Raw genomic sequence first — 22,500 nt, forward strand, 5'->3', positions numbered from 1 at the left:
TATGATTGCGGCTTAGAATATTCGCGCTGTAATGTTCTGTTTTTTATGTGTTTAATGATCGGAATTTGAAGTTTCCTTGATCAAAAACTCCCCCTAGTTTGGGGGATTTTTTTTGCTTAAAAATTATCGCTAATAGCTTAAACTTTTTAATTAATTTCAAATATGTAAGAAAAGTTAAATTTACTTAAGTTTTGTGTCGTCCTCTTGATTTTATTAGAAAAATCTACAAAAGTGACAATAACAACAAAACATAAAGATAGATATGAAAACATTTCACATCATTACATATCGGCAGCTTTTTGCCCTTTTGACCTTAGGATTTGGTTCAGTATGTATGGCTCATGCAGAAGTAAATTCTTCCTCAACCCAACAAGTAAACGGTTTGTCATCTGGAGCACAAACTGAAGAAAATAAAGATGAAAATCTTTTAGACCAAATTCCAAGATGGATTGATGCAACCCCAACGATTTTCCCGGAGCAGTCCAACGAACCGATTGTTCCACCAACCGAGCAAACCGAAGATCAGACTTGGTTTGACCGTAAACAAAAGAAAATCCGTAATTGGGCCGATCGTACATCTGGAAAAATTGATAATTGGTTTGGTGAAGTTGACCCACAAAAACCCGCGTCAGCCACCATTCGGGTCATGATCGATAACTATTGGAATGAATATGATAATTATGAAATCAAGCCCAGAATTCGCGGTAAGATTAAATTACCTACTCTAGAGAAGCGTTTAAGTGTGGTATTTGGTGATGACTCTTTAGATGACGAATTTAATAATAGCCCAGCCAATATCAATCAAAACCCAAATCAAGATCCAAATAAAAAGTTAGATGGTAAACGAACTCGAGATGACAACAGCTCAATCGCATTACGTTGGTCAAATTTCTCGAAAAAGCTACCTTTTGAAACAGACGCTGACTTAGGTATCCGTTCTGGCGATGATATTTATGTCCGTTTAAAAGCATCGAGAGACTGGCAACTCCGTAATGATTTTAAATTTTATGCAGAACAAATTTATCGTTATGGCATAGATAGTGAAAACTACTTACGTACTAATCTTGAACTTACCCATACTCGTCCAAATCAGCCAATCTTATCAAACCAGTTCAGCTTAACTTATGCCGATGATCAAGATGATGATTTGACATGGGAAAACCGTCTTTTCCGAGAACATAGCTTCTTTGCAAATAACCGTTTTAACTATGGCATTTATACAGGTGGCTACTACAATGACAACGATTTACGTTTAAACAGTTGGGGACCATTTGTATCATGGCGTCAGCCTGTTTTACGTGAATGGTTCTTTGTACAAGGCGACCTCAATTACTTTAATGACCATCGTGAAGATCGCAACCATTATGTGAGCACATTCTTACGATTAGAAGCCCTTTTCTAAGCTTAAAAATCACCTTGGGTTCCCCATCCAAGGTGATGAATAATAAAATACTTTTAAATAAAAATTTAAGTTTTTCTTCTTACAATAACGAGCTAATTTTTGATTCCTGATCTTCAGAAAAATGAATCAATTCTCTTCTTTTTCATTTGAATACAGATCTACTGCCTTACTTTGCATTTATAGCTTAGGTATGCTGGTTTTAATTCCTCATATACAGCTTTTTCCTATTTCTTTGAAACACTTACGCTCTACAAGGCGACCCCTGTATTCGTCTGTGGTTACTCTGAAAACAAAAAGTCAGACTGTATCTTTTTTACATTCACCATGCGAAGTAGAACCAGATCATAGTTCAGATACCGCACTTATTCAGGACCTGATGGCGGTATTTGGAAATGATACGTTGTGGAGTCGCGCAGCCCAACCCAAACATCCTTATAAAACCTTTGGCAAGGTTAAGAAGAAAGCTTCAACTCTTCATGTTTCAGAAAATAATCCGCTCACAGCAAGTTGGAATACCATTTCAACCTGGATGCCGTTTGAAAATGATCTTGATCTAGGCTCAAACTCGGAAAGTGATGTTTATGTACAATTTCTTGCCAAGAAAAAATGGAATTTACGACATAACATGAGTCTAGATACTGAGCAAATTTTCCGATATGGTTCGACTAGCCGGAATTACACTGAAACGACGCTGAACTTAACGCAGAAAATGCAAGATAACACATTATTTTCCAATACATTTAATGTAAATAAGAGTGGAAAAGAAGATTACAACTGGGGGAATTGGACTTTCCAACAATTTGAATTTGTAAAAGATAATCGTCTGACTTACGGTATTTATAGCGGTGGCGTATATACCAAAAATGATATTCGACTAAATAGCTGGGGTCCTTATATTTCATGGCGTCAACCGATATGGAGAGATTGGATTTTTATGCAAAATGATCTTAATTTCTTTAACCATCTTGATGATGACCCCAAGCATCAGCTCAGTGTCCAAATGAATCTAGAAGCTAATTTTTAGACAAAAACCATCAAATTGTGGATAACTCTTTCTTTATCCACAAAAAAGCCCCTGATAATTCAGAGGCTTTTTCTATTGCAAAATTATTTTAGCAACAAGCTATTAATGCGCTTCACATAAGCTGCCGGATCTTCCGGTAATCCACCTTCTGCAATCACCGCCTGATCAAAAATCACATTCGCCAAATCATCAAATTGTTCTGAACCTTCAAGTTTTTTCACTAAAGGATGCTCAGGGTTAATTTCTAAAATTGGCTTGATTTCAGGTACGGCTTGCCCTGCTTGTTTGAGCATACGAATAAGTTGAGGAGACAACTCGCCTTCACTAGTCACTAAACATGCCGGAGAATCTACCAAACGAGTCGTTACACGGACTTCTTTGGTTTTAGCCTTCAATGAATCACTTAATTTCTCAACAACAGGCTTAAACTGTTCAGCCGCTTGCTCAAGTGCCTTTTTCTCTTCAGCATCTTGCAAGTCACCTAAATCAACTGCACCTTTAGATACATTCTTCAATGGCGTACCGTCAAACTCGTGAACAAAGTTCATTGCCCACTCGTCAACACGCTCTGCCATTAATAATACTTCAATGCCTTTTTTCTTAAACAACTCCAACTGTGGAGAGTTCTTAGCAGCAGCTAAACTTTCAGCAGTCACATAATAGATAGCTTTTTGGCCTTCTTTCATGCGTGCCTTATAGTCCGCAAAAGAAGTTGTTACTTCATCATTTGTTGAAGTTGCATAACGTAATAATTTTAAAATACGTTCGCGGTTACCGAAGTCTTCACCCAAACCTTCTTTAAGAACTGAGCCAAACTCAGTGTAGAACGTTTTGAATTTTTCTTGGTCTTTTTCATCTTCAGATTTAGCTAAGCCATCAAGCAAAGTGAGTACACGGCGTGCGTTACCTTCACGGATTGTCTTAACATCACGGCTTTCTTGCAATAACTCACGGCTGACATTAAGCGGTAAATCAGCGCTGTCCACGACACCTTGTACAAAGCGTAAATAGTTTGGAATTAAATTGTCCGCATCATCCATAATAAATACGCGTTTTACATACAGCTTAATTCCTGCTTTTGCTTCACGTGTAAAAATGTCATGAGGTGCTTTACTTGGAATATAAAGTAACTGGGTATATTCCGTACTACCTTCTACACGGTTATGTGCCCATGCAAGCGGAGCTTCAAAGTCGTGAGTTAAGTTTTTATAGAACTCAACATATTGCTCTTCAGTCACTTCACTCTTGTTACGTGTCCATAGGGCACTTGCCGAGTTAATTGCTTCCCACTCATCTGTTTTGACCATTTGGCCGCCTTTAGGCTCCTCACCTTCAGCAACCTCTTCTTCTTGCCAAACTTCTTTTTGCATTTCAATTGGCAAGCTAATGTGGTCAGAATATTTATTAACGATTTGCTTAACTTTATAAGACTCTAAATAATCAAGCGCATCATCACGTAAGTGAAGAATAATGTCAGTACCGCGTGAAGCTTTATCAATTTGCTGAACTTCAAACTCACCTGTACCACCACTGATCCAACGCACCCCTTCAGAAGCATCTAGACCTGCGCGGCGTGATTCAACCGTAATTTTATCGGCAACAATAAAACCTGAGTAGAAACCAACACCAAACTGACCAATTAACTGAGCATCCGCTTTCTGGTCACCCGTCAATTTTGACATGAAATCTTTAGTACCTGATTTTGCAATTGTACCCAAGTTATCAATAGCTTCTTGTTGGCTTAAACCAATACCGTTATCAGAAATCGTTAAAGTTTTATCTTCTTTATTTAAGCTGATTCGTACATGTAAATTAGGGTCATTTTCATAATATTCAGGATGATTAATTCCTTCGAAACGCAATTTATCACATGCATCTGATGCATTAGAGATAAGTTCACGTAAGAAAATTTCAGGGTTTGAATAGAGAGAATGCGTCACTAAATGTAAAAGCTGTGCTACTTCCGCTTGGAAACTATAATTTTGTGATGCTTGTTCACTCATAAATCACTCCTTAAATTTTGAAGTCTGTTTGTTCTCGAATGCTTTATGAATGGAGTACTTCTAGAATTTTTCAATCCTGAATATTAAAAAATTTTACTCTAATTAAAATGGTCCATGGCTTAAGACCCTATCTTGTAAAATAGTGTCTAGTTGTTTTTGTCTTTGCTGATATGCCTTAGAAATACAACTCACATTAGCTGCACAAGCATTTCTTTTTTTCAGCCATTGCTGCTGTGTATCTTTTTGATTATCACGTCCACCCATTGGTAGTGCATGTAAAACAATTTGATATGTCGTTGCCATTTTGACATCGGCATCATTTAAAGACCGGTTCTTACAAATACTGAGTTCAGTCTTTGTTTTTGCAGCATTGCAAGAGAAACTAGCAGCTTGCAAACTATGCGTAAAAGCTAAACCACTAAAAAGTGCTAGCCCCATGGCAAATTTTCTATTCATCATGTTATTCCTTTAAAAATGTATAAAAAATAGTTTAGAAATAAAGAGCGGTAAAATATGTATAAAACTGTCTATTTTATGCGTTTTTTAGTGAGAACCATGAAATAAAAAACCTCACATAAAAAGCTATGTGAGGTGCCTGAATCTAGGTTTATTATTATATTCTTTCTATTTATTATTATGCTTAGAATTTATAGCTATAACCTAAAGTGTAAACAAACGGGTTGATATCTAAATCAAACTTATAATTAGCTACTGAAGGGTCAATTGTTACCTCTGGACTAATATCTGCATAACGAACATCTACAAATACTCCCCAATTTTTAGCATCAGCAGGTTGGAAATTAAAACCAACTTGGCCAGCGACACCAAAATCTTCTTTAACTTTTACAGCAACACCTTGTTCATCCCAAGGAATAAATGCTGTTGCCCCGATACCAATATACGGTGTAAAACGAGTCGAGTTTTTAAAATGATATTTTGCTGTAATTGTTGGTGGTAATTGTTTAATACGCGCTTTTTTTTCGCCATTGAGCAATACATCGTGATTAATAGGTGTTGCTAATAATAATTCTGCCGAAAATGGAGATTGACCAAAAAAGTATTCTACTGATGGAGAAAATGCATATTCATGATCAGCCTTTACTACACCTAAAGGTGTTGTTGTATCTTCAGATGGAGCAATAACACTACCCCCAAATTTTACTTGCCAATTACCAGCAAAAGTAAATGAAGACACCCCCATTAATGCAACAACTAATACTTTCTTGAACACTTTAATATCTCCAACCTTATTTATATTTATAATAAACATTTATTTTAAATTGATGCAACACCCATTATAAAATTATTTTTATATTTATTTTTAAATAACTGTTTTAAATAAAATTATATATTAACCGACTATTTTAATTGGTTTTTATTCCAACCTAATTAATCAGAATTATTTTATATAACCAACCTTTTTAATAAACTTTAAATCCCGAGTATTTTAATATAGTTTATTCTAAATACATGTTTTGTTTATACCACAAAAAAACCTCCTTAATCATTATCTCTAGATAAAAACTAAGGAGGTCTTTATTTAATATTTTATAAAAATTATAAAACCATGGCTGCAATCCAACCAAAAATTAATAGCGGAATATTAAAGTGAATAAATGTTGGTATCACAGTATCCCAAATATGGTCATGTTGCCCATCTACACCTAAACCTGCTGTTGGTCCTAAGGTAGAATCAGAAGCCGGAGATCCAGCATCACCTAAAGCAGCAGCTGTCCCGATAAGTGCAATTGTCGCTAACGGTGAGAAACCGAACTGGACACATAAAGGTACATAAATAACAGCTAATACAGGAACACTTGAGAAAGATGAACCTATACCAATCGTGACAAATAGGCCAATACAAAGCATTAAAAATGCAGCAAGCGCACGGTTATCACCAATGATTTCTACCACACCTTTAACCAACTGGTTAATATCTCCGGTATGAGTCATAACCGAAGCAAAACCGGCAGCAGAGATCATAATAAAGCCGACTAGAGCCATCATTCTCATGCCTTGTACAAAGACATCATCTGCATCTTGCCATTTAAAAATGCCTGCCGTAGAAAGCACTGCAAAGCCCACTAAACCACCCAAGATCATTGAGCCGGAATAAAGCTGCGCAACTAAAGTGAGTCCAATAGCCAGTAAAGCCATAAAAATTGTTTTTTTAGCAATAACAGGGCCTTGCTCTGCCTCATGTTTAAGTTCTTCTGCGTCTGCTTTTAAGTCTGCTGTTTCATCTTGTGCAGTTGCACGAAGAGGTTTATCTAAATCAATTGTAGTTACAGGGCTTATCGAACGGTCAGCATAAATCCGTGGCTTACGGTAACTGATAAATACCGCAACCAAGGTGCCTAGAACCATTCCCAAAACTGGAATTGCCATACCAATAGGCATCATGCCACGTTCTACATGTAAACCATAAGCAGCACCAATTTTGTTGATATTTCCCATCAAAATCTGTTCAAGGAAAATCGCACCAAAGCCAACAGGTAAGAAAATATATGTCCCAACTAAGCCTAGCGTAAGTACACAGGCTGCGGCGCGGCGGTCTAATTTTAAATGGTTCATTACCCGCAATAGAGGCGGAACCAATACTGGAATAAAGGCAATATGAACTGGAATAAGGTTTTGAGAGAAAATAGCTGCGATCAGTAAAATACCTAATAGTAAATATTTCACTTTAGTTTCTCGGCTTTTCCCCGCTTCCATTCCCAATAAACCAATCAGTTTATGGGCAAGTAAATCGGGTAATCCAGATTTTGAAAGTGCCAGAGCAAATGCCCCTAACACTGCATAGGCAAGTGCAACCTCAGCACCATCACCAAGACCAGCGTTAAAGGCTTCAACAGTTTGAGAAAGGCTTAAACCCGCTACGAGGCCGCCCACAATGGCAGAAACCACTAAAGTCAGTACGACAGAAACGCGCGCCAGTGATAATAAGAACATCACTGCAATCGCAATAACGACAGCATTCATGAATAAGTTCAGAGCAAAACAAAAGGCGATATTCTACCAGATTCACCTCTATGAAGCCGAAAATATCGCCGAATTACCAGTTTTGTATATTAAACAGTCACTTATTAGCTCTGCGAGTCAATAAATTGGCGAATATGAGCTGCCACTTTTTCAGCCTGACTCAAAATCGCCCAATGATTTGCTTCAAGCTCAACATATTCGAAGTTTTCAACCCATTTTGGCATCGCTTCTGTAATATATTCTGGGCTGACAAAAGTGTCATACTTTAAAATAATTGCTTTAACTGGACATTGCGCATAACGCTGACGAGGACGAGTTAAACGTGGAATAAAATTCGCACGATATAAGTTAATACCGTATTTCCCATCTGAGGAAATATTACTATTTAAAGGCAAATTATCTTTTCGCTCTAAGTCATTTAAGATCTTACCCCACTTCTCTGGACTAAACAGCGACCATGCAGTTGGAGCAATTAGCGGTAAATGGAATGCTCCGATATACCATGATTTTGTGAGTATTTTTAGGATCTGTGCAGGTGATGTTTTAAACTTCTCTCTTAAGAAAAGTGCCGCATGATCCAAACATGGACCGGAAATTGTTGTATAAGAGAGTAAACGGCCTTTAAATTTAGGTTCTGTTGCAGATTCCCAAGACTGAATTGAACCCCAATCATGCGCAGCCATATGGAACTGTCGATTTGGGATTACCTCATCTACGACTTCCTGCAAATCTAAAGATAAACGTTCTAAACGGTAATCTCGTATCCGTTTAGGAATAGAGGATAAGCCTGCCCCACGGACATCATAAGTCACAATATAAAAATCATTGATTAAATGCTCAATGACCGATTCCCATACTTCCTGATTATCTGGATAACCATGCACTAACACTAATGGAGTATTTTTCTCATCACCCCAAGCTTTGGCACACAGGGTTTGTTGATCACTTGTCGTTACGGCATAAATCTTTGGCTGCATAATCATTTCCTATTTTGTTTTTCAATCGATCATGTCGTTAATCGGATAAAGCATTGCCATCAATATAAAAAAGATGATACTTATCTAGTATGACCAGTGTTGCAATAAAAAAAATTGACTATTATGGCTATTTTAAAAAAACTTCAGAACATTCCTTCAATTTCCAAATTCTTATTTAACCATTACCCACCTTACCGTGGAGCTGGAATTCATATTGAAGTCATGAATTTAGAGCTCTGTCATGTTCGGGTAAAAATGCCACTTACTTGGAAAAATCAAAATCTGGTAGGCACTCACTTTGGCGGAAGCCTTTATTCAATGGTTGACCCCTTTTATATGTTGATTCTTATGCATCATCTCGGATCAAAATATATTGTTTGGGATAAAGCAGCTGAAATTAATTTTTTATCACCTGGCCGAAGTACCGTTTATGCTGACATTCGCGTTGATTTAGCAGAAATTGAACAAATTCGTGAACTTGCCGAAAACTATGCTCCTGTTCTTAGAACATATCATTTAAATATTTTCGATGAATCAGGTGTGAGAATTGCTGAAGTCCAAAAGACACTTTATATCCGACGTAAAAAAGCAAAACCTTCTACTAATAAAATAAGCGCCTGAAGGCGCTTATTTTTCATTTCACTTATTTTTATTTCTTTTCTTCAATCGCAGCACCAGCACCGCCGCCGATTGCGCCACCAATTGCAGCACCTGTATCACCACCTATGATAGCTTTACCAACGACCGAACCAATACCTGCACCAATCGCACTCTTGGTTGTAGTTTGTTTACTGCCACCTTGAGTATTAGAACCCACACCTGCACCTACCGCAGCACCTAAGCCTGCACCGATACCACCACCAACATGCCAAGACCACCGCCCAATGCACCACCCGCTGCTGCTGCACCAATACGCTGGTCAGACGGACTCATATTTTGACAGCCGGTGAACATAACTGTTGATAATATGACAGTAGATATTAAACCAATTTTTTTATTCATGACCGTACTCACTCCTTTGGGCTTTAATCAAAGCATAGTCTTCTTTTATGGGGAATTTGATCAGTTTGTGTTATTGCACTGTCGTAATTAATAGATATTTTGTAAAGCCAATTTATGTGCAGTGATGAGTTAAATTTTCATGTTTTAAAAGCAGATAAAAAAGAAGCTCTTAATGAAATAAGAGCTTCTTTTTTAATATAGTTAGAGGTAGTTTTAGTACTTACCTTTTTTCTCTTCATAGGCTGCACCAGCACTACCACCGAGTGCTCCACCTGCAGCAGCACCAGCGTCACCACCAATCACTGCACCACCTAAGATTGCCCCAACACCTGCACCAATAGCACTATTACGTACTGTTTTACTGCTAGAGCCTTTAGCATTAGCGGCAACACCAGCACCAAGCGCTGCTCCTAAACCGGCACCAATATTACCGCCTATATGTTTACCTACGGCACCACCTGCACCACCACCGATAGCTGCCGAACCAATACGTTTGCTTTCTGGGCTAGCATTTTGGCAACCTACAAATAGAGTAGTTGACATTAAACCAACACCTGCAATCATCATCATTTTTTTCATTAAAGCTACTCCTCTACTCAGTTGCGCCTAGAATAGTATGCTTTCATGGAGGGTTTTCCCCCATTAAGTAATAAATTAAGAGTGCTTTAATAGACTTTTTGTAAAAATGGCTTATTTTTTCCACAAAAAAGGCGCCCTAAGGCGCCTTTTTAATGCAAGTTTAAGCTTAGAATTGTTCTGAGTTTAAAGCTTGGCTAAATGCTTGGTCTACTTCGCTGAAGTCATTGTGAAGAGCATGTTCTGCTGCTTCCGCTTCTTGACGACGACGCTCTAAGTGGTATGCAAGACCAGTACCAGCTGGAATCAAGCGACCCACTACAACGTTTTCTTTCAAGCCACGTAAATCATCTTCTTTACCTGTTACAGCCGCTTCAGTTAACACACGAGTTGTTTCCTGGAACGATGCAGCAGAGATGAATGAGTCAGTAGAAAGCGATGCTTTCGTAATACCCATCAATTGACGTTCAAACTTCGCAGGGAACTTGTTCTGAGCCAAGACAGCTTGGTTCTCTTGAACAACACGGATGTAATCCACTTGTTCACCTTTGATGAAGCTTGTATCACCACCATCGATGATATCAACTTTACGCAACATTTGACGTACGATAACTTCAATGTGCTTATCGTTGATTTTTACACCTTGGAGACGGTAAACGTCTTGAACTTCGTTCACGATGTAGTTAGTTAAAGCAACTTCACCTTTCAAGCGTAAGATGTCATGTGGATTTTGTGGACCATCAGAAATGGTTTCACCACGGTTCACATGTTCACCTTCAAACACGTTGATTTGACGCCATTTTGGAATCAACTCTTCGTAAATTTCAGAACCGTCATCTGGAGTAATCACTAAACGGTTCTTACCTTTGGTCTCTTTACCGAAGCTTACGATACCAGACACTTCTGCCAAGATCGCATGTTCTTTCGGCTTACGTGCTTCGAACAAGTCAGCAACACGCGGAAGACCACCGGTAATATCACGAGTACGTGAAGATTCTTGTGGTACACGACCGATAACGTCACCCACACCAATTGTTTCGCCGTCGCGAACAGTCACAATTGTGTTTTGTGGTAAGAAGTAGAACTGTTCACCGCCATCAGTTGTATCTAATACGATTGCTGGACGTAAATCTTTACCAGAAGCAGGACGTGCTGTTACAGGCAAGATTTCAACAGTTGTCATACCAGTTGCATCATCAGTTTTAGATGTTGCAGTTACACCATCAGCAATTTGGCTGAAACGTGCTTTACCAGCAACTTCTGTTACCAATGGATGCGTATGCGGATCCCATGTCGCAACGATACCGCCAGCCTCAACAAGCTCACCATCTTTCAACAAGATGCTCGCACCGTAAGGAAGTTTGTAGCGTTCACGCTCACGACCTAACTCATCGGCAATACCAATTTCACCTGAACGTGAAACTGAAACCAAGTGGCCTTTCGCATGTTGTACAGTTTTTACGTTATGGAAACGTACAGTACCTTTGTTACGTACTTGAACACTGTTTGCAGCAGAAGTTCGGCTTGCAGCACCACCCACGTGGAACGTACGCATTGTTAACTGTGTACCTGGTTCACCGATTGATTGTGCAGCCATTACACCTACTGACTCACCTGGGTTTACCAAGTGACCACGAGCAAGGTCACGACCATAACATTTCGCACATACACCGAATGTTGATTCACATGCGATTACAGAACGTACTTTAACTTCATCGACACCAGCCTCTTCAAGCTGAGCTGCGATTTTCTCGTCAATTAACGTACCACGAGGTAATACAACTTCATCATCAGATGCACGACGTACATCTTCAGCAGTTACACGACCTAATACGCGGTCACGTAATGGCTCGATGACATCACCACCCTGAATGAATGGAGTCATCACTAGACCACCACTTGTACCACAATCTGGCTCAGTAATTACTAAGTCTTGTGCCACGTCTACAAGACGACGAGTCAAGTAACCAGAGTTCGCAGTTTTCAATGCAGTATCGGCCAAACCTTTACGCGCACCGTGTGTTGAAATGAAGTACTGGAGTACTGTCAAACCTTCACGGAAGTTCGCTTTAATTGGAGTCTCAATAATCGAGCCATCCGGTTTTGCCATCAAACCACGCATACCTGCAAGCTGACGAATCTGAGCCGCACTACCACGGGCACCAGAGTCAGACATCATATAAATACTGTTGAATGATTTTTGCTTCTCGTCTTCACCTTGTTTGTTTTTCACAAGTGTATAAGACAAGTTATCCATCATTGCTTTAGCAACTTGGTCGTTTGTACGCGCCCAAATATCGACAACTTTGTTATAACGTTCACCAGCAGTTACGAAACCTTGTTCGAACTGTTGTTCGATTTCACGAACTTCTGTTTCCGCTTTGTCAATAATTGTGTGTTTCGTAGGTGGAATTAACATGTCTTCCATACCTACAGATACACCTGAACGAGTCGCTTGACGGAAGCCCAAGTACATTAATTGGTCAGCGAAGATAACTGTATCTTTCAAACCAAGTTTACGGTAGCAAGAGTTGATTAACTTAGAGATGTTCTTTTTAGTCATCTCAAGGTTGATCATGTCGAAGCTTAAACCTTCTGGAACAACTTCCCAAAGTAAGCAACGACCTGGTGTTGTATCAACAATAATAGTTTGCTGTTCACGCTCACCATTTTCATTGATAACCGTTTGATGCACACGTACTTTAACACGAGCATGGATCGCAACTTGACCAGTTGCAAGTGCACGGTTTACTTCGTGAGTATCCGCAAACACCATGCCTTCACCTTTCGCGTTTACTGCATCACGAGTGATGTAGTAAAGACCCAAGACAACGTCCTGAGAAGGAACGATGATTGGCTCACCGTTTGCTGGTGACAAGATGTTGTTTGTTGACATCATCAATGCACGAGCTTCTAACTGTGCTTCAAGTGTCAATGGAACGTGTACCGCCATTTGGTCACCGTCGAAGTCGGCGTTGAACGCAGCACAGACGAGTGGGTGAAGACGGATTGCCTTACCTTCAATAAGAATAGGTTCAAATGCTTGAAGACCTAAACGGTGAAGTGTTGGCGCACGGTTCAACATTACTGGATGTTGACGAATTACAGATGCAAGAACGTCCCAAACTTCCGGGGTCTCACGCTCAACCATTTTCTTCGCAGCTTTAATGGTTGTTGCCTGACCTGAAGCTTGTAATTTCGCGAAAATGAATGGCTTGAATAATTCAAGTGCCATTTTCTTCGGAAGACCACATTGGTGAAGACGTAAAGTAGGACCTACAGTAATTACCGAACGACCAGAGTAGTCAACACGCTTACCTAACAAGTTCTGACGGAAACGACCTTGTTTACCTTTGATCATGTCTGCCAAAGATTTTAATGGGCGTTTGTTAGAACCAGTAATTGCACGACCACGACGACCGTTATCAAGCAACGCATCTACAGACTCTTGTAACATACGTTTTTCGTTACGTACGATGATGTCCGGCGCTGCAAGGTCAAGAAGACGCTTCAAACGGTTGTTACGGTTAATTACACGACGATATAAATCGTTCAAGTCAGAAGTCGCGAAACGACCACCTTCAAGTGGAACTAATGGACGTAAATCTGGTGGAAGTACCGGAAGTACGTTCATTACCATCCATTCTGGCTTGTTGTTTGAGTCTTTGAATGCTTCCATCAATTTCAAGCGCTTAGACGCTTTTTTCAACTTCGTTTCAGAAGTTGTTTGAGGAATTTCTTCACGTAAACGTGAAATTTCAGCTTCAAGGTCGATGTCTTTCAACAAGTCTTGAACTGCTTCTGCACCCATTTTTGCAACAAATTCGTCGCCGTGCTCTTCTAGAGCAGTAAAGTATTCTTCATCATTAAGAAGTTGATACTTTTCAAATGGTGTCATACCAGGATCAGTAACAACGTATGATTCGAAATACAATACACGTTCGATATCACGAAGTGTCATATCAAGTAATAAACCGATACGGGATGGTAACGATTTTAAGAACCAGATATGTGCAACTGGAGAAGCAAGCTCAATGTGACCCATACGTTCACGACGAACTTTTGCTGTAGTTACTTCAACGCCACATTTTTCACAAATGACGCCTTTGTATTTCATACGCTTGTATTTACCACACAAGCATTCGTAATCTTTTACTGGACCAAAGATTTTGGCACAGAACAAACCATCACGTTCTGGTTTGAAAGTACGATAGTTGATTGTCTCAGGTTTTTTAACTTCACCATGAGACCATGACTTAATCATTTCTGGTGACGCAAGACCAATACGGATACGGTCGAACTCAACTGGTGCATGACCATCTGAGTCCGTTTTCTTACGCATGATATCGAGCAAGTCTTTCAATTTTTTTCTCCGTGTGTCGGGAAGCCTCGCTTACCCGACTGGGTCACAAATATTGTTTTTACCTAAAAAATCGTGAGTCTTACGACTTAGTCACCATTTTTTAGTTCAATGTTGATACCTAAAGAACGGATCTCTTTGGTCAATACGTTGAACGATTCAGGCATACCCGGATCCATATAATGGTTACCATCTACAATGTTCTTATAGATGCGAGTACGGCCTTCAACGTCATCCGACTTCACTGTGAGCATTTCTTGGAGTGTATATGCTGCACCGTATGCTTCAAGTGCCCATACTTCCATCTCACCGAAACGCTGACCACCGAATTGTGCTTTACCACCAAGCGGTTGTTGTGTAACAAGTGAGTAAGAACCAGTTGAACGCGCATGCATCTTGTCATCAACCAAGTGGTTCAATTTAAGCATGTACATGTAACCAACAGTTACTGGACGGTCAAACTGTTCACCTGTACGTCCATCAAACAATACTGTTTGACCCGTACGTGAAATGTCAGCCAATTCAAGTAAGTCTTTAATTTGACTTTCTTCAGCACCATCAAATACAGGAGTAGCTAAAGGCACACCCGCACGCAAGTTACCTGCAAGCGCTAGAATTTCTTCATCAGTCAAGCTATCAAGATCTTCTTGCTCACCGCCGACTTTGTTATAAATCTTGTCTAAGAATTCGCGCAGTTCTAAAACTGTACGTTGTTCTTTCAACATTTTTTCGATTTTGTCACCAAGCCCTTTAGCCGCCATACCCAAGTGAGTCTCTAGAATCTGACCCACGTTCATACGAGATGGTACACCCAGCGGGTTCAATACGATATCTACCGGCACACCGTTAGCATCATGTGGCATGTCTTCAACAGGTAAGATGTTAGATACAACACCTTTGTTACCGTGACGACCAGCCATCTTATCACCAGGCTGAATACGACGTTTAACAGCTAAGTAAACTTTAACAACTTTCAATACACCAGTTGTTAATTCATCACCTGTTGCAAGCTTACGTTTCTTCTCAGCGAATTTCTCATCGATTTCTGCGCTCTTCTCTTTCAAGAACACTTGAATTTGAGTTAAACGCTCAGCGATTGCTTCATCTGCTGGTTGAATTTCAAGTAAGTCAACAAGCTCTAAACCAGATAATAAATCTTCAGAAAGTTTATCACCACGTTTAGTTGAACCACCGCCATTAGACTCTTGGCCTTTAAGCAAACGAATTACACGCTCACGAGCCGCTTCTTCGAAGATCTTGTATTCTTCTTTCAAGTCTTTACGATAAGAATCAAGCTGTGCTTTTTCAATTGCTAAAGCACGGTCATCTTTCTCTAAGCCATCACGAGTGAAGACTTGAACGTCAATAACTGTACCTTTAGTACCAGATGGAACACGTAAAGATGAGTCTTTAACGTCAGCTGCTTTCTCACCAAAAATTGCACGAAGCAGTTTTTCTTCAGGAGTTAACTGAGTTTCACCTTTAGGCGTTACTTTACCAACTAAGATGTCGCCAGCAGTAACTTCAGCACCGATATAAACGATACCTGATTCATCAAGTTTAGAAAGCGCAGCTTCACCTACGTTAGGAATATCGGCAGTAATTTCTTCTGCACCTAACTTAGTATCACGTGCTACACATGACAATTCTTGAATATGAATAGATGTTAAACGGTCTTCTTGAAGCACACGCTCAGATAACAAGATCGAGTCTTCGTAGTTGTAACCATTCCATGTCATGAACGCTACACGCATGTTTTGACCAAGCGCAAGTTCACCCATGTCTGTTGACGGACCGTCTGCCAAGATGTCACCACGAGCAACTTTGTCGCCCAAGTTCACGATAACATTTTGGTTAATACAAGTATTTTGGTTTGAACGCGTATATTTGATGAGGTTATAGATATCTACACCTGCCTCACCTGCAACCATTTCATCTTCGTTTACACGAATAACGATACGAGAAGCATCTACATATTCAATTACACCGCCACGGTTTGCGATTACACACACACCAGAGTCACGTGCAACGTTCGCTTCCATACCTGTACCTACAAGCGGTTTATCCGCACGTAAAGTAGGAACTGCCTGACGTTGCATGTTTGAACCCATGAGCGCACGGTTTGCGTCATCGTGTTCAAGGAATGGAATAAGTGATGCAGCAACAGATACTACCTGCTGTGCAGAAACGTCCATATGCGTTACTTTTTCAGGCGGCATACGTACGAATTCACCTTGATGACGAACAGAAACGAATTCTTCTGTTAAGTTGCCATCTTTATCTACTGCAGAGTCGGCCTGTGCAATAACAGTACCTACTTCTTCAATTGCAGATAAATATTCAACATCATCAGTTACACGACCATCTACAACTTTGCGGTATGGTGTTTCCAAGAAACCGAAGTCATTCGCTTTTGCGTATACAGAAAGCGAGTTGATCAAACCAATGTTTGGACCTTCAGGAGTTTCAATTGGACAAACACGACCATAGTGAGTTTGGTGTACGTCACGTACTTCGAAGCCTGCACGTTCACGTGTTAAACCACCAGGACCAAGCGCAGATACACGACGTTTATGTGTAATCTCAGATAATGGGTTGTTTTGGTCCATAAACTGAGATAACTGGCTTGAACCAAAGAATTCTTTGATTGCAGCAGCAACTGGTTTTGCATTAATCAAATCTTGTGGAGATAAGTTATCTGTTTCTGCTTGGCTTAAACGCTCTTTAACAGCACGCTCAACACGAACTAAACCTACACGGAATTGGTTCTCTGTCATTTCACCAACAGAACGTACACGACGGTTACCTAAGTGGTCGATATCGTCGACTTCACCTTTACCGTTACGGATTTCAACCAATGTACGTAATACATCGATAATATCTTCGTGCGATAAAATACCTTCAACTTCGCGTGACTTCTGATCAGTACCAACTTCGTAAGGACGACCTAAACGACGGTTGAACTTCATACGACCTACTGGAGATAAGTCATAGCGTTCAGAAGAGAAGAACAAGTTATTGAATAAGTTTTCAGCAGCTTCTTTTGTTGGTGGCTCGCCTGGACGCATTACTTTGTAGATTTCTACTAATGCTTCTTCACGATCACGCGTCAAGTCAGCACGTAATGTATCAGCTACGAATGAACCACGGTCAATATCGTTAGTGAACAAGATATTAAATTGCTTAACACCGCCTTCTGCCAACTTCACCATTACTTCATGGCTTAAGAGAGTGTTTGCAGCAATTACTTCACCATCACGTAAAGTAATATCTTCAGCAGTGATACGCTCATATAAGTATTCATCAGGTACTGAAAGCTTAGTTAAACCTGCAGCTTCCATTTGACGTACGTGACGAGCATTAATACGTTTACCTTGCTCAACAATGACTTTACCTTCATTGTCAGTAATATCAAATTGAGCCATTTCACCACGTAAACGCTCAGGTACAAGGTCAATTTGATAGCTACCCATGTCAAGATACACAGGTACTTTTTCATAGAACAAATTCAAGATCTGTTCATTGTTATAACCTAGTGCACGTAACACAACTGTAGCAAGTAATTTACGACGACGGTCGATACGTACGTAAACTAAGTCTTTTGCATCAAATTCGAAGTCTAACCATGAACCACGGTAAGGAATGATACGTGCTGAATACAACACTTTACCACTTGAGTGGGTCTTACCTTTATCATGGTCAAAGAATACGCCTGGCGAACGGTGTAATTGAGATACGATTACACGCTCAGTACCGTTGATAACAAAGGTACCATTTTCAGTCATGAGTGGAATTTCACCCATATAGACTTCTTGTTCGCGTACGTCTTTAATTGATTTAGTTTCGCGATCTTTAATAATCAAACGAATTTTAACGCGCATTGGTGCCGCATAAGTCGAGCCACGAAGAATACATTCGCGTACATCGAACTCAGGTTTACCAAGGCTATACTCAACAAATTCTAAAGCAGCATTGCCAGAATAACTTTCGATAGGAAAAACTGAACGAAATGCGGCTTGGAGACCGATATCTTCGCGGTTTTTTGGTGATTTGCCATCTTGCAAGAATGTTCTGTACGAATCGACCTGAATCGATAATAAGTACGGTGCATCCATTACTTGGGGCAATTTACCAAAATTCTTACGGATCCGTTTCTTTTCGGTATATGAGTATGCCATCTGGAGTCCTCGGAAAGTAAACCAAGCCCGCCTGCAGAACGGGCTCAGAAGGAATTACGCAGGCCGATATGGCCACCACTGTTTACAAATGCTGCAATTTTTAGTGGTATAAAAACGCTTAACAATATTTTTAAAAATGAAAAATATTGGTAAGCATTTGAATTTATTTATTTTATTTAGGCTTTCTCTAAAAACCAAACAAAACTAACAAAAATCGAGCCGATTATTGTAACGCAAAAAGGCTGATGACCCAAGAGCCATCAGCCATTTTATGGAGCCGATTTAAAAACCGACTCCTTTTACAATTACTTAAGTGTAACTGTAGCACCAGCTTCTTCAAGTTTCTTCTTAAGTTCTTCGCCTTCTTCTTTAGAAACGCCTTCTTTAAGAACTTGAGGAGCGCCTTCAACTAAGTCTTTAGCTTCTTTAAGACCAAGACCAGTTGCTTCACGAACAGCTTTAATTACAGCTACTTTGTTAGCACCGAAAGAAGTCAACTCAACGTTGAATTCAGATTGTTCTTCAGCAGCAGCAGCAGCGCCACCAGCTGGAGCAGCAACAGCTACAGCAGCTGCAGATACGTTGAATTTCTCTTCGAAAGCAGAAATTAATTCAACAAGTTCAAGAACAGTTTTTTCAGCAACTGCATTTAAGATTTCTTCGTTAGTTAAAGCCATGAGAATAACTCCAAATGGATATTGAATGGTGTGTAAAATTGATTAAGCAGCTTCTGACTCGTTTTTCTCTTTGAGTGCTGTAATGAGGCGACCCAATTTCGAAATAGGAGCTTGAAGGACAGAGGCAAGCATAGTAAGCGCTTTCTCTTGGTTCGGAAGATTAGCAATAACGCTAACATCAGCACCTTGATAAACTTTGCCGTCAAATGCAGCAGCTTTTAATTCAAATGCTTTGTTAGTTTTAGCAAATTCTTCGAACAAGCGTGCAGCTGCACCCATGTCATCTTCAGAAGTTGAAAAACCTAGAATTGTTGGACCAACAAGGTTGTCGTTCAAGATATCAAACTGAGTACCTTGAAATGCGCGTTTAGCCAAAGTGTTACGTACAATACGTGTAGTTACACCTAGCTTACGAGCTTCAACACGAAGTGTTGTTAATTGCTCTACGCTTAAACCTTGATAGTCAGCAACAACGGCTGCAAACGCTTTAGAAGCAACTTCACTTACTTCTGCAACGATCTGTTTTTTGTCTTCAATAAGAAGAGCCATTGTAAAACCTCCTAAGGTGATTTATGTACCCCAATGGGCACACTCCCAGTTCGTAAGTCTTTCGACTTACACGCGGAGGAGGAACAAATCACACCACCGCGTCTACGCAGGCTGGTTTATTAAGAAAATCGCTATTCAAAAATAACGTCTTTTCGCCTGAGGTCTTTGACGCTGATAAATTCTCATTTATCAATTCAAAGTCCGCCTGATAAGTAATAGATAAAGCTTTACTCTACCGAAGCAAAAGCAGAAATAACTTTTCTGTTTTATGCTTAATCCTCATCAGGACTTTAAAATTCTTTACTTAACCAAGTTAAAACTTAGTTAGAAACGTTGTTTACATCAACAGTAAGACCAGGACCCATAGTTGAGCTCAAAGTGATCTTCTTGATGTATACACCTTTAGAAGTTGCAGGTTTTAACTTTTTCAAGTCAGCAACTAAAGTTTCAACGTTTTGACGGATTGCAGCAGCATCAAAGCCAACTTGACCAATCGCAGCGTGAATAATACCCGCTTTGTCTACACGGTAACGTGCCTGACCAGATTTAGCGTTTTTAACAGCGCCAGCAACGTCAGGAGTTACAGTACCAACTTTAGGGTTTGGCATTAAACCACGTGGACCAAGAATTGTACCGAGCTTACCAACAACACGCATAGCGTCAGGAGCAGCGATTACAACATCAAAGTCAAGGTTTCCACCTTGGATGCTTTCAGCAAGGTCATCAAAACCTACAACATCAGCACCAGCTTCTTTCGCAGCTTCTGCTTGCGCGCCTTGAGCAAATACAGCTACACGTACAGTTTTACCAGTACCTGCAGGTAATGTAGTCGCACCACGAACAACCTGATCAGATTTACGTGGATCTACGCCAAGGTTTACAGAGATGTCTAAAGATTCTTTGAACTTTGCAGCAGGCAAGCTGTTAAGAACCTGTACTGCTTCTTCCAAAGTGTAAACTTTGTTCGCTTCAACAGCAGCAGCAATGGCTTTTTGACGTTTAGTTAACTTTGCCATGTCTTATAGCTCCACTTCCAAGCCCATAGAACGTGCAGAACCAGCGATGGTACGAACACGCGCGTCTAAGTCAGCACCAGTTAAGTCTGGTTCTTTAGTAGTCGCGATTTCTTCTAATTGAGCACGAGTCAACTTACCAACTTTAGTTTTGTTAGGTACAGATGAACCCTTTTGGATACCAGCAGCTTTCTTAAGAAGAATAGAAGCTGGAGGAGTTTTCATGATGAATGTGAACGACTTGTCGTTGTACACAGTAATCACTACAGGGATTGGAAGACCTGGTTCAACTTTTTGTGTAGCAGCATTGAATTCTTTACAGAATGCCATGATGTTTACACCACGTTGACCTAGTGCAGGACCAATCGGTGGAGATGGATTTGCTTTACCAGCTGGAACTTGCAGCTTGATATAGCCGTCAATCTTCTTAGCCATTTTAAATACCTCTGGGTACAAACGCCGTTAGGCTCCCCAATTTCTACGTAACAATACTGTTACAACAACAATGCCCGATAAAATCGGGCGCTTTTCAACCAATTAAGATTAAATCGTTTTTTCGACTTGGCGAAATTCGAGTTCAACCTGAGTTGGTCGATTAAACACGTTAATCGTCAACGTTAAACGTGACTTATCGTATTGAACCTCTTCCACCACACCTTTAAAGTCTGTGAATGGACCGTCAATAACAAGTAATTCTTCACCTGGCTCAAACATCGTCTTAGGACGTGGGGCTTCACCAGTATTACGTACACGCGCAAGAATCGCATCTGCTTCACGTTGAGTGATTGGCGCAGGTTTTTCAGGTGTACCACCAATAAAACCTAATACTTTTGGACACTCTTTAACAATGTGCCAAGTATCGTCATTCATTTCCATTTCAACTAACACATAGCCAGGAAAGAATTTACGCTCAGATTTACGCTTCTTACCATCCTTCATTTCTACCACTTCTTCGGTAGGAACAAGGACATCACCAAAGCTATCGGCAACAGCGCTACGCTGGATTCGTTCTTTAAGTGAACGCATCACTTGTTTTTCATAACCAGAATAGGCATGAATAATGTACCAACGTTTCATAGCTCTTTTACCCGATAATCAACTTAATTAACCAACCCAAACCATAGTCAAAACACCATAAAACTAATGATGCAACAACTACAACCAATAGAACCTGCCACGATGTTGTGACTGTTTCTTGTTTTGTTGGCCAAGTTACTCGACGCAATTCGACTCGTGCATCTTTCAGCAAACGAACGAAGCCTTTACCTTGATGGGTGGCGTATAATAAACCTAAAGCCACAACGATACAAGCAAAAATTACCCCAACGCGCACCCAAACATCATTTGCAGGGGCCCAATACGCTGGTAAATGCTGATTCACCATGGTAGCCGAGAGCAATAATGCAATTGCTATCACCCATAGAACGATATCTAAAGGCGAACCAGAACGAACAACTTCAGCAGAATTATTTCTTTGAGGAATTGGCGCGTCGCTCAATGCGTCACGCGATTTATCATTCGACATTTTTGTACTCGTCGTAGAACTCGCGACTTATTATATGAACAACTAAGCCAGCATCAAGCTTTTTATTTCAAAATATGGCAGGTCAGGAGGGACTCGAACCCCCAACATTCGGTTTTGGAGACCGACGCTCTACCAATTGAACTACTGACCTATAAAGCAAGTTGAGAGCCAAAGCTCTCAACTTGAGACGTAATTCGTCACTATATTATGCTTATGCAGTTACTTTAGCAAC

Annotated in this window: 17 protein-coding genes, 1 tRNA gene and 1 pseudogene; 3 read left to right on the forward strand and 16 right to left on the reverse strand. The window is 40.1% G+C overall.

Going from position 1 to position 22,500, the window contains the following annotated elements:
- Positions 1-262: 262 nt before the first annotated feature.
- Both RFX69_RS01370 and RFX69_RS01375 read left to right on the forward strand, forming a co-directional pair.
- Positions 263-1,402, forward strand: a complete 1,140-nt coding sequence (locus RFX69_RS01370) for a hypothetical protein (protein ID WP_114155272.1) — start codon at positions 263-265, stop codon at positions 1,400-1,402.
- A gap of 121 nt (positions 1,403-1,523) precedes the next feature.
- A complete protein-coding gene (locus RFX69_RS01375; RefSeq protein ID WP_289332647.1) occupies positions 1,524-2,426 on the forward strand; it encodes a selenocysteine synthase in 903 nt (300 codons plus the stop codon).
- Positions 2,427-2,509: 83 nt separating this feature from the next.
- Here the strand turns inward: RFX69_RS01375 and htpG are convergent, their stop codons facing one another.
- From htpG to RFX69_RS01400, 5 genes are all read right to left on the reverse strand, one after another.
- Complete coding sequence (gene htpG, locus RFX69_RS01380; protein WP_001294942.1) at positions 2,510-4,429, reverse strand: molecular chaperone HtpG; 1,920 nt, start codon at positions 4,427-4,429, stop codon at positions 2,510-2,512.
- Between the two features lie 102 nt (positions 4,430-4,531).
- Positions 4,532-4,885, reverse strand: a complete 354-nt coding sequence (locus RFX69_RS01385; protein WP_001080202.1) for a lysozyme inhibitor LprI family protein — start codon at positions 4,883-4,885, stop codon at positions 4,532-4,534.
- A gap of 184 nt (positions 4,886-5,069) precedes the next feature.
- Complete coding sequence (locus tag RFX69_RS01390; protein ID WP_098732283.1) at positions 5,070-5,660, reverse strand: OmpW family protein; 591 nt, start codon at positions 5,658-5,660, stop codon at positions 5,070-5,072.
- Between the two features lie 326 nt (positions 5,661-5,986).
- Positions 5,987-7,411, reverse strand: a complete 1,425-nt coding sequence (locus tag RFX69_RS01395; RefSeq protein WP_000994938.1) for a Na+/H+ antiporter family protein — start codon at positions 7,409-7,411, stop codon at positions 5,987-5,989.
- 104 nt (positions 7,412-7,515) lie between these two features.
- Entirely contained in the window at positions 7,516-8,394 is an 879-nt protein-coding gene (locus RFX69_RS01400) for an alpha/beta fold hydrolase (protein WP_289332648.1), read from the reverse strand.
- A 117-nt stretch (positions 8,395-8,511) separates the two neighbouring features.
- Here RFX69_RS01400 and RFX69_RS01405 point away from each other — a divergent pair, with 117 nt between their 5' ends.
- Positions 8,512-9,009: a DUF4442 domain-containing protein gene (locus RFX69_RS01405; RefSeq protein WP_000996189.1), complete on the forward strand. Its 498-nt coding sequence runs from the start codon at positions 8,512-8,514 to the stop codon at positions 9,007-9,009.
- Positions 9,010-9,037: 28 nt separating this feature from the next.
- On the opposite strand, the pseudogene RFX69_RS01410 reads toward RFX69_RS01405, so the two are convergent.
- The 11 genes and pseudogenes from RFX69_RS01410 to RFX69_RS01460 all read right to left on the reverse strand — a co-directional run bounded on the left by RFX69_RS01410 (position 9,038) and on the right by RFX69_RS01460 (position 22,419).
- Positions 9,038-9,390, reverse strand: a pseudogene (locus RFX69_RS01410) (DNA transfer protein p32).
- A gap of 213 nt (positions 9,391-9,603) precedes the next feature.
- A complete protein-coding gene (locus tag RFX69_RS01415) occupies positions 9,604-9,969 on the reverse strand; it encodes a hypothetical protein (protein WP_000738603.1) in 366 nt (121 codons plus the stop codon).
- A 166-nt stretch (positions 9,970-10,135) separates the two neighbouring features.
- Positions 10,136-14,329 carry a DNA-directed RNA polymerase subunit beta' gene (rpoC, locus tag RFX69_RS01420; RefSeq protein ID WP_000653927.1) on the reverse strand — a complete coding sequence of 1,398 codons (4,194 nt, stop codon included), beginning with the start codon at positions 14,327-14,329 and terminating at the stop codon, positions 10,136-10,138.
- An 86-nt stretch (positions 14,330-14,415) separates the two neighbouring features.
- Positions 14,416-18,504 carry a DNA-directed RNA polymerase subunit beta gene (rpoB, locus tag RFX69_RS01425; RefSeq protein ID WP_000331899.1) on the reverse strand — a complete coding sequence of 1,363 codons (4,089 nt, stop codon included), beginning with the start codon at positions 18,502-18,504 and terminating at the stop codon, positions 14,416-14,418.
- Positions 18,505-18,809: 305 nt separating this feature from the next.
- Entirely contained in the window at positions 18,810-19,181 is a 372-nt protein-coding gene (gene rplL / locus RFX69_RS01430) for a 50S ribosomal protein L7/L12 (RefSeq protein WP_001229360.1), read from the reverse strand.
- Positions 19,182-19,223: 42 nt separating this feature from the next.
- Positions 19,224-19,730 carry a 50S ribosomal protein L10 gene (gene rplJ, locus RFX69_RS01435; protein ID WP_001196213.1) on the reverse strand — a complete coding sequence of 169 codons (507 nt, stop codon included), beginning with the start codon at positions 19,728-19,730 and terminating at the stop codon, positions 19,224-19,226.
- Between the two features lie 320 nt (positions 19,731-20,050).
- Positions 20,051-20,746, reverse strand: a complete 696-nt coding sequence (rplA, locus tag RFX69_RS01440; protein WP_001096694.1) for a 50S ribosomal protein L1 — start codon at positions 20,744-20,746, stop codon at positions 20,051-20,053.
- Positions 20,747-20,749: 3 nt separating this feature from the next.
- A complete protein-coding gene (gene rplK, locus RFX69_RS01445) occupies positions 20,750-21,178 on the reverse strand; it encodes a 50S ribosomal protein L11 (protein WP_001074682.1) in 429 nt (142 codons plus the stop codon).
- Between the two features lie 108 nt (positions 21,179-21,286).
- A complete protein-coding gene (nusG, locus tag RFX69_RS01450; protein WP_000832994.1) occupies positions 21,287-21,820 on the reverse strand; it encodes a transcription termination/antitermination protein NusG in 534 nt (177 codons plus the stop codon).
- A 7-nt stretch (positions 21,821-21,827) separates the two neighbouring features.
- Entirely contained in the window at positions 21,828-22,268 is a 441-nt protein-coding gene (gene secE, locus RFX69_RS01455) for a preprotein translocase subunit SecE (protein ID WP_000063880.1), read from the reverse strand.
- Between the two features lie 75 nt (positions 22,269-22,343).
- A tRNA-Trp gene (locus RFX69_RS01460) sits at positions 22,344-22,419 on the reverse strand.
- Between the last annotated feature and the right edge of the window lie 81 nt (positions 22,420-22,500).

The organism is Acinetobacter sp. 148, from assembly GCF_031196675.1.
In the GTDB taxonomy this organism is placed as follows: domain Bacteria; phylum Pseudomonadota; class Gammaproteobacteria; order Pseudomonadales; family Moraxellaceae; genus Acinetobacter; species Acinetobacter baumannii.

Excerpts from the sequence above, each read along its gene's own strand:
- RFX69_RS01400 (WP_289332648.1), bottom strand. The coding sequence starts at position 8,394 with ATGATTATGCAGCCAAAGATTTATGCCGTAACGACAAGTGATCAACAA.
- RFX69_RS01395 (WP_000994938.1), bottom strand. The coding sequence starts at position 7,411 with ATGAATGCTGTCGTTATTGCGATTGCAGTGATGTTCTTATTATCACTG.
- rplA (WP_001096694.1), bottom strand. The coding sequence starts at position 20,746 with ATGGCAAAGTTAACTAAACGTCAAAAAGCCATTGCTGCTGCTGTTGAA.
- rplJ (WP_001196213.1), bottom strand. The coding sequence starts at position 19,730 with ATGGCTCTTCTTATTGAAGACAAAAAACAGATCGTTGCAGAAGTAAGT.
- RFX69_RS01375 (WP_289332647.1), top strand. The coding sequence starts at position 1,524 with ATGAATCAATTCTCTTCTTTTTCATTTGAATACAGATCTACTGCCTTA.
- RFX69_RS01405 (WP_000996189.1), top strand. The coding sequence starts at position 8,512 with ATGGCTATTTTAAAAAAACTTCAGAACATTCCTTCAATTTCCAAATTC.
- RFX69_RS01415 (WP_000738603.1), bottom strand. The coding sequence starts at position 9,969 with ATGAAAAAAATGATGATGATTGCAGGTGTTGGTTTAATGTCAACTACT.
- rplK (WP_001074682.1), bottom strand. The coding sequence starts at position 21,178 with ATGGCTAAGAAGATTGACGGCTATATCAAGCTGCAAGTTCCAGCTGGT.
- rpoB (WP_000331899.1), bottom strand. The coding sequence starts at position 18,504 with ATGGCATACTCATATACCGAAAAGAAACGGATCCGTAAGAATTTTGGT.
- secE (WP_000063880.1), bottom strand. The coding sequence starts at position 22,268 with ATGTCGAATGATAAATCGCGTGACGCATTGAGCGACGCGCCAATTCCT.
- nusG (WP_000832994.1), bottom strand. The coding sequence starts at position 21,820 with ATGAAACGTTGGTACATTATTCATGCCTATTCTGGTTATGAAAAACAA.
- htpG (WP_001294942.1), bottom strand. The coding sequence starts at position 4,429 with ATGAGTGAACAAGCATCACAAAATTATAGTTTCCAAGCGGAAGTAGCA.
- RFX69_RS01385 (WP_001080202.1), bottom strand. The coding sequence starts at position 4,885 with ATGAATAGAAAATTTGCCATGGGGCTAGCACTTTTTAGTGGTTTAGCT.
- RFX69_RS01370 (WP_114155272.1), top strand. The coding sequence starts at position 263 with ATGAAAACATTTCACATCATTACATATCGGCAGCTTTTTGCCCTTTTG.
- rplL (WP_001229360.1), bottom strand. The coding sequence starts at position 19,181 with ATGGCTTTAACTAACGAAGAAATCTTAAATGCAGTTGCTGAAAAAACT.